Consider the following 14,027-nt stretch of genomic DNA (forward strand, 5'->3'; position numbering starts at 1 on the left):
AATTTTAACTTAAATATAAAAGGATAGTACTATAATGATTGTATAAACTTGGAAAAATAAGGCTTAATATATGAATAAGTCTTATTTTTCTGTCATAACTTATATTTACAGAAAAGCTGATATATTATAAAATAAAATCTATGATTAAAATAATTTAAACTAAGTTTTAAGGAGGAAAAAAGGTGGACAATAAACAAAGTAGAACGAGAAATTTTAGTATTATTGCACATATAGACCATGGAAAGTCTACCTTGGCGGATAGATTAATTCAATATACAGGTTTAGTTAGTGATAGAGAAATGAAAAATCAGTTATTAGATAACATGGATTTAGAAAGAGAAAGAGGAATCACTATCAAATTACAAAATATAAGATTAAAATACAACGCTAAGGATGGAAATGAGTACTATCTAAACTTAATAGATACTCCAGGTCATGTCGACTTCAATTATGAGGTATCAAGAAGTTTAGCTGCGTGTGAAGGCGCTCTATTAGTAGTAGACGCTGCTCAAGGTGTAGAAGCACAAACATTAGCAAATGTATATTTAGCATTAGATCAAGATTTAGAAATATTACCAGTAATAAATAAAATAGATCTTCCAAGTGCTAGACCAGACGAAATAAAAGAAGAAATAGAAGATATTATAGGGCTTGATGCTAGTGAAGCTCCATTAGTATCAGCTAAAAGTGGTTTAAATATACAAGACGTATTAGAAGATATAGTAAATAATATACCTGCTCCAGAAGGTGATATAGAAAAACCATTAAAAGCTTTAATATTCGACTCATACTATGATGCTTATAAAGGTGTTGTAGCATATGTTAGAGTATTCGAAGGTGAAGTTAAAAAAGGTATGACAATCGAGATGATGAATACTAAAAAGAAATTCGAAGTTACAGAAGTAGGGGTTATGGCTCCACATCCAACTGAACTTGATAGCCTTCAAGCTGGAGATGTTGGATATATAGCAGCGAGTATAAAAGATATAAGAAGTTGTCATGTTGGTGATACTATAACAGATGCATCAAGACCTACAGAAGAAGCACTTCCAGGATACAAAAAAGCTACACCAATGGTTTACTGTGGTATTTATCCAGGTGAAGGTGAAAAATATGAAAATGTTAAAGATGCATTAGAAAAATTACAAGTAAACGATGCAGCATTAGAATTTGAACTTGAAACTTCTGCAGCATTAGGGTTCGGATTTAGATGTGGATTCTTAGGATTATTACACTTAGAAATAATAGAAGAGAGACTAGAAAGAGAATTCAACTTAAACCTAGTAACAACAGCTCCATCTGTTATATACAGAGTAACTAAGAATACTGGTGAAGTAGTTATGATACAAAACCCAACTAACTTACCAGACCCATCAGAAATAAAAATGATAGAAGAACCAATCGTAAAAGCTGACATAATAGTACCAAAAGACTATGTTGGTATAGTAATGGAATTATGTCAAGAGAGACGTGGAACTATGCATAATATGGAGTATATAGATCCTAAGAGAGTTATGTTACATTACGATTTACCACTAAATGAAGTTATATACGATTTCTTTGATGCATTAAAATCTAGAACAAGAGGATATGGTTCATTAGACTTTGAAATAAAAGGATATGTTCCATCTACACTAGTAAAACTAGATATATTAATAAATAAAGAACAAGTCGATGCACTAAGTTTTATAGTACATGAATCAAAAGCATATGCTAGAGGAAAAGCTATGTGTGAAAAACTTAAAAATGAAATACCAAGACATCAATTTGCTGTGCCAATACAAGCAGCTGTTGGAAATAAAATAATAGCTAGAGAAACTATAAGTGCTCTTAGAAAAGACGTACTTGCTAAATGTTACGGTGGGGATATATCTCGTAAGAAGAAACTTCTTGAAAAACAAAAAGAAGGTAAAAAACGTATGAGACAAATCGGAAACGTAGAAGTACCACAAAAAGCATTTATGGCAGTTTTAAAATTAGACGACTAGATTAAAATAAATAAAAGCTCTATAAAAGATGAAGTATCTATTTTATAGAGCTTTTTTAACATCATTTTTATACTATAATATAAGTTGAAAAGGGTTATAAAATAATATAAAATAAACTTATGCTAATACAGCATTTAAGCTTATTTTATAGCGCATAGGAAATTATATTTATGTAAAATAAATCTTTAGGAGGGATGAGTTATTTTTATTATAATAGCAATCGTAGCAATAATAGTGGTTTTAAGCATAATTTTAATTAACAAAAATAAATCACAAAGACAACAAATCATCGATAAAATACCAATAAGAATAAGTCTAAATGGAATAAAGGGGAAATCTATAATAACTAATTTAGTCAGTAATATATTAATAGAAGCAGGTTATAAAGTTATAGGAAAAACTGCAAACGAATCTTCAGATATAATTTTAGGACTACAAAATGGTTCAGATGATGAATATTCAAAATTACAACATAAAACTAATAATGATAAATTTTCAGTTTTAAAAAATGCATCAGAGTTAGGCGTCGATGCTGTAATTTATGAAAATATAGATGCAGATTCAGCTTCTAAAAAAGTATCTAAATTTAATGAGCTAAATGAAAATATAGCTGTTATAAGTGAGATTTCTGAGGATTATGTAGAGGAAGATGATAAACTTGTTCAATCATTTGCGCAAGTTATACCTTATGAAGGATATTTAGTAACAACTAACAATAATTACACAGATTATTTTAAAAGTATAGCAAGAGAGAGAAATACTAAAGTAATAATTGCGGATAACTCAAAGATTACATATAAATACTTAGATTTATTTGATTATGATGATGTATCTGTAGAAAATGCTGCCTTATCTATTGCTGTAGGAGAAGCACTAGGAATAGATGAAAAAACATGCCTTAGAGGTATGATAAATATAAATACAAAAAGGTAAACTTATTTTTTAAGTTTACCTTTTTTAATTTTAAGGTAATTATATATTATCTAAAGCAATGTAGTAAGTCTGTTGATGAATTTTTAATTAAAAAAATAAGTTATTTTATATAGAGTGATTATAATTTATAATAGCAATAGAATGTATACTTATAATTTCATTGTGAAAACTATAAATAAGATAATAAAAACTTATAAAAGCTATAAGAAATAAAAATAGAGAGGGTGATTTTTTGCTTGGATTATACATACATATACCTTTTTGCGTGCAAAAATGTAAATACTGCGATTTTAATTCATATAAAATGATAGTAAATGAAAAAGATAGATTTTTATCTGATTTAAAAAAAGAGATGGCTTTATATAAAAATAAAGATAGAAAAATAAATAGCATATTTTTTGGTGGAGGGACGCCTAGCATATTAAACAATAATGACATGCAATTTATAATGGACGAAATAAAAGAAAACTTCTCTATAGATGAAGATGCAGAAATATCAATGGAGTGCAACCCAGGTACACTTACAGAAGATAAACTAAAATTTATGAGAAGTATTGGAGTAAATAGACTTAGTATAGGACTTCAAGCTGTGCAAGAAAATTTACTTAGATATATAGGTAGAATACATAATTATGAACAATTTGAAAAAAACTATTTAGAAGCTAGAAAAGTAGGATTTAAAAATATAAATATAGATTTAATGTATAATCTTCCACATCAAACTTTTGAAGATTGGAAAGAAACTCTACATAAGATAGTGAGCTTGAATCCAGAACATATATCAGCGTATTCTCTAATTTTAGAAGAAGGAACTAAATTATACGACATGTATATGAAAAAAGAGTTTGATCTTGGTGATGAAGATGAAGATATAAAAATGTATGAATATGCTATAAATTATTTAAAAGAAAATGGATATAATCAATATGAGATATCAAATTATGCTAAAGTGGGATATGAATGCAAGCATAACATATTATATTGGAAATGTAAAAATTACATAGGATTAGGACCGGGAGCATCTGGATATATTAATAATGTTAGATACAACAATGTACAAAGTTTAGATGATTATCATGAAAAATTATTACAAAATCAAAAGCCTATAGATTTCTTTGAAACTCTTACTCAAAAAGACGAAATAGAAGAAAAGATTATCATGGGACTTAGAATGAATGAAGGTATAATTTTTAAAGATTTTGAGGAATTTGAAATAAACTTTGAAGAAAAATATAAAGAACAAATAGCTAAACATTTAAATTTAGAATTAATAGAAATGACACAGGGCGGATTTAAATTTACTCAAAAGGGAAGAGAAATATCAAATAATATTTTTTTAGATTATATAGATTAAATAAAAACTGTTGACAAAAATAAAAATAAGTGTTATATAATATATATAATCTTTTTAGCACTCAAAAATAGTGAGTGCTAACAGCAGGGAGGAAATGAAAAATGGAACTTAATGAAAGAAAAATGAAAATCCTCAAAGCGGTAGTTAAAGATTATATTGAAACAGCTGAAGCTGTAGGATCTAGAACAATTTCTAAAAAGCATAATCTTGGAGTTAGCGCTGCGACTATAAGAAATGAAATGGCGGATTTGGAAGAATTGGGATATTTAGTTCAGCCACATACATCAGCAGGAAGGGTGCCAACAGAAAAAGGTTATAAATTATATGTAGATTTGTTGATGGGAACTAATGAATTAAATGATAGCGACAAAGAAATAATTGAAAAATGTGTAGAAAGCAACATGAATCACATACAAGATTTAATTCATGAAACTTCTAAGATGTTATCACAGCTTACTAATTACACAACTATAGGTACTACTAAAATAGTAAAACCAAGTGTGATTAAACATATCCAACTAGTTAACATGGGTGAACACAGTATATTATTAATTGTTGTAACAGATATTGGAGATATTAAAAAGACTGATATTCCTACTAAAAAGTATTTAGATCAAGCTAAGTTGAATATAATTTCTGATAATCTTACTAAAAAGCTTGCAGGAAAAAGTATAACAGATATTGATAACAATTTAATAGCTTTTATAAAATATGAAATAGGAGAATACTCTTCTATAGTGGATAAATTGCTTAGCGTATTAAATTCAAATGTATCAGATGATGATGTATCGATAACATTAAACGGTGTTACAAACATACTTGATTATCCAGAATTTAATGATGTATTAAAAGCTAGAAGCTTTTTAGACATGCTTGAAACAAAAGAAACAGTAGCTAAAATAATACAATCAAAAGGAATATTAAAAGACAATACCAATATAATAATTGGTAGTGATAATGACTGTCAACAAGCCCAAGACTGTAGTGTTGTAACAGCTACATACAAAGTAGACAATGAGCAAATCGGACGTATAAGTTTTATAGGTCCAACGAGAATGGATTATTCTAGAATATATTCGATAATAAATTATATGAATATATTGCTTAATAATAAATAGAAAAATAAGAGAATCGAGGGGTGTAATATCTTGGAAAATAAAGATGTACAATCTGAAGTTAAAAACGATACTAACACTTCAGTTGAAGAACAAGCGGCTGAGGAAGTAAAAACACAACAAACTGAAGATGATAATGTAACAGATATAAATTCTAAATTAGAAGAAAAGAAAGTTGAAGATAAAATAAAAGACTTAGAATCTAAAGTAGAAGCATCTGAAGATAAATATAGAAGACTTCAAGCAGAATATTCTAACTATATTAGAAGAACACAACAAGAAAAAGAGACAATTGGCGTGTTTGCTAATGAAAAAATAATAACTGAATTAATACCAGTTATAGATAATATGGAAAGAGCATTAGATGCTTGCCCAGATAAAGAAGAAGCTCTTTATAAAGGTGTAGATTTAGTTTATAAACAACTAAAAGATTCACTAGTGAAATTTGGTGTTGAAGAAATAGAAGCAGAAGATGCTGATTTTGATCCAAATGTTCACATGGCAGTAATGCAAGAAAACATAGATGGAGTAGAACCAAACAAAGTTGTTATGGTACTACAAAAAGGATACAAACTTGGTGCAAAAGTAATAAGACCAACAATGGTTAAAGTATCTTGCTAATAAATTTGTAAATAATAAATAGCTAATAATTGAAAATAGCTAACAAATTAAATAAATTAATTAAAATGAAAATTCCAGGAGGCGTATTAACATGGCAAAAGTAATAGGTATAGATTTAGGTACAACAAACTCTTGTGTAGCAGTTTTAGAAGGTGGAGAACCTCAAATAATAGCAAATAACGAAGGTATGAGAACTACACCATCAGTAGTAGCATTTACAAAAGATGGTGAAAGAATAGTTGGGGAACCTGCAAAAAGACAAGCAGTTACAAATGCAGAAAGAACTGTAACTTCAATAAAAACTCATATGGGTACAGATTACAAAGTAGATATAGATGGTAAAGGATATACTCCACAAGAAATATCAGCTATAATACTTCAAAAATTAAAATCAGATGCAGAAAGTTACTTAGGTCAAACAGTAACAGAAGCAGTTATAACTGTTCCAGCATACTTCACAGATGCTCAAAGACAAGCAACTAAAGATGCAGGTAGAATAGCAGGACTTGACGTTAAAAGAATAATAAACGAACCAACTGCTGCAGCTCTTGCTTACGGTATGGATAAATTAGACGAAGAAAAGAAAATATTAGTATTTGACTTAGGTGGAGGTACTTTCGACGTATCAATACTTGAAATAGGTGACGGTACTTTCGAAGTTTTAGCTACTGCTGGTAACAACAGATTAGGTGGGGACGACTTCGATAAAGTTATAATAGATTACTTAGCTGACGAATTCAAAAAAGCTGAAGGTGTTGATTTAAGATCAGACAAAATGGCATTACAAAGATTAAAAGAAGCTGCTGAAAAAGCTAAAAAAGAATTATCTTCAACAATGTCAACTAACATAAATCTACCATTCATAACTGCAACTGCAGAAGGACCAAAACACATGAATATAGATTTATCAAGAGCTAAATTCAACGAATTAACTGCTGATTTAGTAGAAAAAACTATGGGACCAACTAAGAGTGCTTTAGCTGATGCTGGACTTTCTGTTTCAGAAATAGACGACGTATTATTAGTAGGTGGTTCAACAAGAATACCTGCAGTTCAAGAAGCTGTTAAAAACTTCATAGGAAAAGAACCTCACAAAGGTATAAACCCAGATGAATGTGTTGCTGCTGGTGCTGCTATACAAGCTGGTGTTTTAACTGGTGAAGTTAACGATTTATTATTATTAGATGTTACTCCATTATCATTAGGTATAGAAACTATGGGTAACGTAATGACTAAAATAATAGAAAGAAATACTACTATACCAACTAAAAAATCTCAAGTATTCTCAACTGCTGCAGATAACCAAACTGCTGTTGATATACACGTATTACAAGGTGAAAGATCAATGTCTTATGATAATACTACATTAGGTAGATTCCAATTATCTGAAATACCACCAGCTCCAAGAGGAATACCTCAAATAGAAGTTACTTTCGATATAGATGCTAATGGTATAGTTCACGTTACTGCTAAAGATTTAGGAACTGGAAAAGAACAAAAAGTTACTATAACTTCAGGAACTAACTTATCAGAAGAAGAAATAGAAAGAAAAGTTAAAGAAGCAGAAATGAATGCTGAAGCTGATAAACAAAAGAAAGAAAAAATAGAAGCATTAAACCAAGCTGAATCAACTATTTATCAAACTGAAAAAACTTTAAACGAATTAGGAGATAAAGTAAGTGCAGAAGATAAATCAGCTATAGAAAGTGCTTTAGAAAACTTAAAAGCAGTTAAAGATAAAGAAAGCGCAACAGCTGAAGAATTAAAAACTGCAATGGATGAAGTAATGAACAAATTCCATAAAATATCTGAACAAATGTATCAACAAGCTCAAGCAGCACAAGGTGCAGAAGCTCAAGATGCTGGTTATGACCAAGGTTCAAACGCTGGAAATGGCGATGACAACGTAGTAGATGCAGATTTTACAGAAGTTGATGATAAATAGGTTACAAAGACAGAGTATTTGTGTATAATAAAATTAACGTACTTTTTAAAAGTACTTAGTAAAGAAGATTAGTCTGTTAAAATAAATTTATAATAGCTTGTAGTTTAACATTCTACAAGCTATTATTTTGTAAGATGTAAAGGTGGTGAAATCCTTGAGTGAAAAAAGAGATTACTATGAGGTGCTTGGTGTAGGCAAAGACGCAGACGCTAAAGAGATTAAAAAAGCTTATAGAAAATTAGCAATGAAATATCACCCAGACAAAAATCCTGGTGATAAAGATGCTGAAGAAAAATTCAAAGAAATAAATGAAGCTTATGAAGTACTTTCTGATGAAGAAAAAAGAAGTACTTATGATAGATTTGGACACGACGGATTAAATGGTCAAGGCGGATTTGGCGGCGGTCAAGGATTCGGCGGATTCGGAGGAAGTGGCTTCGGTGGATTCGAAGATATATTCGGAGACATATTCGGTTCTAGCTTTGGAGGCGGATTCGGAGGTTCTTCATCTAGAAGAAGAGGACCAAAACGTGGTGCAGACATAAGACAATCAGTTACTATTAGTTTTGAAGATGCTGCATTCGGTAAGAAAATAAAAGTTAAAATAAATAGAAGTGAAGAATGTGAAGAATGTCATGGTAGTGGAGCAAGACCAGGAACATCTAAAAAAACTTGTCCTACTTGTCATGGTTCAGGAACAGTTCAAAGTGTTCAAAGAACTCCATTCGGTAATATAGCTAGCCAAAGAACATGTTCTACATGTGATGGTGAAGGGGAAATAAATGAATCACCATGTAACAAATGTCATGGAAAAGGTAGCATAAGAAAAACTAAGACAATAGAAGTTGATATACCAGCAGGTATAGATGATGGTCAAATGATAAAACTTTCTGGTCAAGGTGAAGTAGGAGAAAAAGGCGGTCCTAGAGGAGATTTATATATCGTAGTTAATGTACAAAAACACGATATATTCACAAGAGAAGGATACGACGTTTATATAGAAATGCCAATAAGATTTACTCAAGCGGCATTAGGGGATAAATTAGAAGTACCTACACTAGACGGAAAAGTTTCATACACTTTACCTGAAGGAACTCAAACAGGAACAGTATTTAGACTTAGAGAAAAAGGTATACCTAAATTAAGAAGTAATTCTAGAGGTGACCAATACGTTAAAGTTATAATAGATACACCTAAAAAATTAAACGAAGATCAAAAAGAATTATTAAGAAAATTTGATGAATCTTGCGGAAACAAAGTCCACGAAAAACAGAGGAATTGGAAGAACAAGATAGACACTTTTTTCAAAAATTTAAAGAAATAAATTTATTTAAAAAGTATTTTAAATAGTTAACTGCTATTTAAAATACTTTTTTTTGCTAAAAATTTAAAACAAAAAAGTTTTAATAAGAGAAATACTGGTTATTAAATCTATAAGAAGTTTTTGTATGAATTATAAAATTACAATATTTAGGACAAAATATATAAATACAGAAAAAACTGTTAATTATATGATTTAAAAACTAAAAAAATTGCAGAATTTTGGCGATAGATGTAATTTAGTAATTAACCAATAGATTAAATATGATATAATAATTAAATGAAATTTTTAAAATTGAAAATCATAAGTATAAAATTATAACTTTAAATAATAAAACCTAGAAAGGAAGATAATTATATTATGAATTGGACAGAAGTAACTATAAAAACTACTACAGAAGCTGTAGAAGCAATAAGTAACATATTAATGGAAGAAAGATGTGGAGGGGTTATGATAGAAGACCCAAAGGACTTCTTATTCCAAAAGAAAAATGAACTAGATTGGGATTATGTTGAAGAAGAAGTATTTAACAAAAGTGGACAAGACGGAGTACTTATAAAAACTTACATACCAGAAGAAAGAAATGTATTAGAATTAATCGAAACAGTAAAAGCTAGAATAGCTTTATTACCATCATTCGGATTAGATATAGGTGAAGGTTCTGTATCTTTAAGTAATGTCAACGAATCTGATTGGGCAAATGAATGGAAAAAATACTACAAACCAACAAAAGTAGGTAAAAAAATAGTTGTAAAACCTAGCTGGGAAGAGTATGAAAAACAAGAAGGTGACCTAATAATAGAATTAGATCCAGGGATGGCATTCGGAACAGGAACTCATGAGACTACTTCTATGTGTATAAGAGAATTAGAAAACTATGTAGACGAAACAAAAACTGTATTTGATATAGGTTGTGGTAGTGGTATACTTGCAATTGCAGCTGCACAGTTAGGTGCAAAAGAAGTAGTAGCAGGTGACTTAGACGAAGTAGCAGTGAAAGTATCAAAAGAAAACTGTGAAATAAACAACGTATCTGATAAAGTAGTAGTTAAACATGGTTCATTATTTGAAGTTGTAGACTCTAAAGCAGACGTAATAGTTGCAAACATAATAGCAGATATAATAAAAATACTTGCTAAAGATGTAAGCAAATTCTTAAAAGATGATGGTGTATTCATATCTTCTGGTATAATACTTGCTAAAATAGATGAAGTTTGTCAAGCTTTAGAAGAAAACGGATTTGAAATAGTTAAAGTTGAGAGATTAGGAGAATGGTCAGCTATAGTTTCTAAACTTAAGTAGGTGAAATAATGGATAGATTTTTCGTAGATAAGACTAATATAAATTTAGAAAACAACACATGTGTAATAGTAGGAGAAGATGTAAAACATATATCTAAAGTTTTAAGATGTAAAATCGGTGAAAAATTAGAAATATGTGATAATGACAACTCTGAATACATCTGTGAAATAACAGAAATAAACAAAGCGCAAGTAGATTTAGATATAATCGAAAAAAGAGAAATAAAAAGAGAATCAGACTTAAAAGTAAAACTATATCAAGGTCTTCCTAAAAGTACTAAAATGGAATTAATACTTCAAAAACTTACGGAAGTTGGAGTTGATGAAATTATTTTAGTATCTACAAAGAGAAGTGTAGTCAAAGTTGACGACAAAAAAGAAGGCAAAAAGATAGAGCGTTGGGAAAGAATTATGTATGAGGCTGCTAAACAAAGTAAAAGAGGTAAGATACCTAAATTAAGAGGTGTTTTATCATTTAAAGAAGCTTTAGAAGACATGAAAAACAACGATATGAATATATGTCCTTATGAAAATGAAAGAACTGTATCTATAAAAAGTGCAATTAAAGATGCAGATATAAATACAATAGGAATCTTTGTAGGACCTGAAGGTGGATTTGAAGAAGAAGAAATAGTAAATATTCAAGATATAGATTCTAAAGTTGTATCATTAGGACCGAGAATATTGAGAACGGAAACGGCATCAGTAGTCGCTTCTTCAATAGTTTTATATGAACTAAGTGACTTAGGAGGAAATATTTAATGAAAAGAGTGGCATTTTATACTTTAGGGTGTAAAGTAAACCAATACGAAACAGAAGCAATGCTTGAATTATTCGAAAAAGAAGGATATGAAAAAGCAGAGACAGAAGATTATGCAGATGTTTATGTTATAAATACTTGTACAGTAACTCATATGAGTGATAGAAAATCAAGACAATATATAAGAAGAATGAAAAAGAAAAATCCAGACGCGATAATCGCTGTAGTTGGATGTTATTCACAAGTATCTCCAGAAGAAATACTTTCAATAGACGAAGTAAATCTTGTTATGGGTACAAATGATAGAAAAAAAATCGTAGAAGAAGTTAAAAAAATCGATGCAAGCAGAAAAGTTAGTACAGTTGACGATATAATGAAAGTTAAAGCTTTCGAAGAAATCGAAATAAACAAAACTAACGGAAAAACTAGAGCTTTCTTAAAAATACAAGATGGATGTGATAGATACTGTTCATACTGCATAATACCATATGCAAGAGGCAGAGTTAGAAGTAGAGATTTAGAAAGTATAGTTAAAGAAGTAGAAAATCTTGCAGCTAACGGATATAAAGAAGTAGTTTTAACAGGAATACACGTTGCATCTTATGGAAAAGACATAAAAGAAACTGATATAAAACTTCTAGACGTAATCAAACAAATAAATGATATAGAAGGAATAGAGAGAATAAGACTTAGCTCTGTTGAACCTATATTATTTACAGATGAATTTGTAGAAGCAGTTTCAGCTATGGATAAAGTTTGTCCACACTACCACTTATCACTTCAAAGTGGATGTGATGAAACTTTAAAAAGAATGAAACGTAGATATACAACAGAAGAATATAAAACAATAGTAGATAGACTGAGAGCAGCTATACCAAATGTATCTATAACTACAGATGTTATAGTTGGATTCCCAGGTGAAACAAATGAAGAATTTGATAAAACATATGAGTTCTTAAAAGATATAGAACTTACTCATATGCATATCTTCAAATATTCACCAAGAAAAGGAACACCAGCTGCTACTATGGAAAATCAAGTAGACCCAAGCACAAAACATGAAAGAAGTGAAAAATTACTTCAATTAAACGAAGAAAACTTCAAAAAATTTGGGCAAAAAATGTTAGACAAAGAATTTAATGTATTATTTGAACAAAAAGTTGGAGATAATAAATTTGAAGGTTTAACAGAAAACTATGTTAAAGTTATAGTAGAAAGCGATAAAGATTTATCAGAACAAATTTTAAAAGTAAAAATAACAGATGTAAAAAATGAATTCTTAGAAGGAATTTTGGTATAGTATGTAGAAATACATATAATTAGACAGGAGGTGTAGAGGGGATGGACTGTTTATTTTGTAAAATAATAGATAGAGAAATACCAGGCGATATAGTATATGAAGATGACAAGGTTTTAGCATTTAATGATATAAACCCTGTTGCACCATATCACATTTTAGTAATACCTAAAAAACACTATGATAGTATGATAGATGTTAATGAAGAAGATATGGATATTATTGCACATATTCATAAAGTAATTAATATAATAGCAAAAGAAAAAGGATTTGCAGATAAAGGATTTAGAATAATAAATAACTGCGGTTCTGATGGTGGTCAAGAGGTAAAACACATTCATTTCCACGTGTTAGCTGGAAAGAAACTTCCAATGTATGAAAAAGATACCAAATAAATTGAATGTTTTTGGTGAAAAAAGTAAAAATGTTCTTGTATATTAATAATTTCATTTTATATTTAATTAAAATACTTGATAAATATAAAAATATAGTTTATAATATACAAGTATGAAATCGCAGAGGTTTTGTAAGGACTAACACGATTTTATACATAATTCGCGAAATCGGAGGGAGGGAAAAAGAATGTCAGAAGTAAGAGTAAGAGAAAATGAATCATTAGATAGTGCTTTAAGAAGATTTAAACGTCAATGCGCTATGTCTGGCATAATGTCAGAAGTAAGAAAAAGAGAACACTATGATAAACCAAGTGTTAAACGTAAGAAAAAAGCTGAAGCAGCTAGAAGAAAAAATGCTAAAAGATAGTAATATCTAAAAGTAGTAATATGAAATAAAGAGGTGAAGGGAATGTCCCTTAAACAAAAGTTACAAGAAGATCTAAAGTCTTCTATGAAAAACAAAGATAATACTAAAAAATCAGTAGTAACTTTAATTAGGGCTTCAATTAAGCAATATGAAGTCGATAATAGGGTTGAGCTAGATGATTCTCAAATTATAGATCTTATAGCTAAACTACTAAAACAAACAAAAGATTCTCTAGACGAGTTTAAAAAAGCCGGAAGAGAAGATTTAATGACTCAAGCAGAAGCTGAAATAGAAGTTTTAAAAGAGTACCTACCTCAACAATTAAGCGAAGAAGAACTAAACGAAATCGTAATTGCTACTATATCAGAAGTTGGAGCTACTTCAATGAAAGATATGAAGCATATTATGTCATCAATAATGCCTAAAGTAAAAGGGCGTGCTGATGGAAAGCTAATAAATGAATTAGTTAGAAAAAACTTACAATAGATTAAAAGGTCTAGAATAATATTCTAGACCTTTTTACGTTTTTAAAAACAATAAAAAGACAAATTTCGTCAAAATGAATATTTTAAATCTATTAAATTCTAAATATAATTTAGTAGAAGAAGATTTTATAAGTGCTGAGATAGA

13 protein-coding genes are annotated in these 14,027 nt (G+C 29.5%); all 13 read left to right on the forward strand.

Going from position 1 to position 14,027, the window contains the following annotated elements; genetic code table 11:
* The first annotated feature begins 182 nt into the window (after positions 1–182).
* Entirely contained in the window at positions 183–1,988 is a 1,806-nt protein-coding gene (lepA, locus tag I4U58_RS08295; protein ID WP_195930828.1) for a translation elongation factor 4, read from the forward strand.
* 234 nt (positions 1,989–2,222) lie between these two features.
* Positions 2,223–2,921, forward strand: coding sequence for a hypothetical protein (locus I4U58_RS08300; RefSeq protein ID WP_195930829.1), 699 nt, complete (start codon positions 2,223–2,225; stop codon positions 2,919–2,921).
* Between the two features lie 232 nt (positions 2,922–3,153).
* Positions 3,154–4,275, forward strand: coding sequence for a radical SAM family heme chaperone HemW (hemW, locus tag I4U58_RS08305; RefSeq protein WP_195930830.1), 1,122 nt, complete (start codon positions 3,154–3,156; stop codon positions 4,273–4,275).
* A gap of 101 nt (positions 4,276–4,376) precedes the next feature.
* Complete coding sequence (hrcA, locus tag I4U58_RS08310) at positions 4,377–5,393, forward strand: heat-inducible transcriptional repressor HrcA (protein ID WP_195930831.1); 1,017 nt, start codon at positions 4,377–4,379, stop codon at positions 5,391–5,393.
* Between the two features lie 30 nt (positions 5,394–5,423).
* Entirely contained in the window at positions 5,424–6,011 is a 588-nt protein-coding gene (grpE, locus tag I4U58_RS08315) for a nucleotide exchange factor GrpE (protein WP_195930832.1), read from the forward strand.
* Between the two features lie 91 nt (positions 6,012–6,102).
* Entirely contained in the window at positions 6,103–7,956 is a 1,854-nt protein-coding gene (dnaK, locus tag I4U58_RS08320) for a molecular chaperone DnaK (RefSeq protein ID WP_195930833.1), read from the forward strand.
* 154 nt (positions 7,957–8,110) lie between these two features.
* The gene (gene dnaJ / locus I4U58_RS08325; RefSeq protein ID WP_195930834.1) at positions 8,111–9,280 is read left to right on the forward strand and encodes a molecular chaperone DnaJ; all 1,170 of its coding nucleotides are present in this window, start codon (positions 8,111–8,113) and stop codon (positions 9,278–9,280) included.
* A 357-nt stretch (positions 9,281–9,637) separates the two neighbouring features.
* Complete coding sequence (gene prmA / locus I4U58_RS08330) at positions 9,638–10,579, forward strand: 50S ribosomal protein L11 methyltransferase (RefSeq protein ID WP_195930835.1); 942 nt, start codon at positions 9,638–9,640, stop codon at positions 10,577–10,579.
* A gap of 8 nt (positions 10,580–10,587) precedes the next feature.
* A complete protein-coding gene (locus I4U58_RS08335; RefSeq protein WP_195930836.1) occupies positions 10,588–11,340 on the forward strand; it encodes an RsmE family RNA methyltransferase in 753 nt (250 codons plus the stop codon).
* Positions 11,340–12,638 (forward strand): tRNA (N(6)-L-threonylcarbamoyladenosine(37)-C(2))-methylthiotransferase MtaB, encoded by a 1,299-nt coding sequence (gene mtaB, locus I4U58_RS08340; protein WP_195930837.1) that lies wholly within the window; start codon positions 11,340–11,342, stop codon positions 12,636–12,638. The genes I4U58_RS08335 and mtaB overlap by 1 nt, the downstream gene beginning before the upstream one ends.
* Positions 12,639–12,679: 41 nt before the next feature.
* Positions 12,680–13,030, forward strand: coding sequence for a histidine triad nucleotide-binding protein (locus tag I4U58_RS08345; RefSeq protein ID WP_195930838.1), 351 nt, complete (start codon positions 12,680–12,682; stop codon positions 13,028–13,030).
* Between the two features lie 187 nt (positions 13,031–13,217).
* Positions 13,218–13,397 (forward strand): 30S ribosomal protein S21, encoded by a 180-nt coding sequence (gene rpsU, locus I4U58_RS08350; RefSeq protein WP_002844447.1) that lies wholly within the window; start codon positions 13,218–13,220, stop codon positions 13,395–13,397.
* Between the two features lie 42 nt (positions 13,398–13,439).
* Entirely contained in the window at positions 13,440–13,883 is a 444-nt protein-coding gene (locus tag I4U58_RS08355; protein ID WP_195930839.1) for a GatB/YqeY domain-containing protein, read from the forward strand.
* Positions 13,884–14,027: the final 144 nt, after the last annotated feature.

Origin of the sequence: Clostridium sp. 1001270J_160509_D11, assembly GCF_015667935.1 — a bacterium.
Lineage (GTDB): Bacteria > Bacillota > Clostridia > Peptostreptococcales > Peptostreptococcaceae > Intestinibacter.

Excerpts from the sequence above, each read along its gene's own strand:
- I4U58_RS08355 (WP_195930839.1), top strand. The coding sequence starts at position 13,440 with ATGTCCCTTAAACAAAAGTTACAAGAAGATCTAAAGTCTTCTATGAAA.
- rpsU (WP_002844447.1), top strand. The coding sequence starts at position 13,218 with ATGTCAGAAGTAAGAGTAAGAGAAAATGAATCATTAGATAGTGCTTTA.
- dnaK (WP_195930833.1), top strand. The coding sequence starts at position 6,103 with ATGGCAAAAGTAATAGGTATAGATTTAGGTACAACAAACTCTTGTGTA.
- I4U58_RS08335 (WP_195930836.1), top strand. The coding sequence starts at position 10,588 with ATGGATAGATTTTTCGTAGATAAGACTAATATAAATTTAGAAAACAAC.
- mtaB (WP_195930837.1), top strand. The coding sequence starts at position 11,340 with ATGAAAAGAGTGGCATTTTATACTTTAGGGTGTAAAGTAAACCAATAC.
- I4U58_RS08345 (WP_195930838.1), top strand. The coding sequence starts at position 12,680 with ATGGACTGTTTATTTTGTAAAATAATAGATAGAGAAATACCAGGCGAT.
- hrcA (WP_195930831.1), top strand. The coding sequence starts at position 4,377 with ATGGAACTTAATGAAAGAAAAATGAAAATCCTCAAAGCGGTAGTTAAA.
- prmA (WP_195930835.1), top strand. The coding sequence starts at position 9,638 with ATGAATTGGACAGAAGTAACTATAAAAACTACTACAGAAGCTGTAGAA.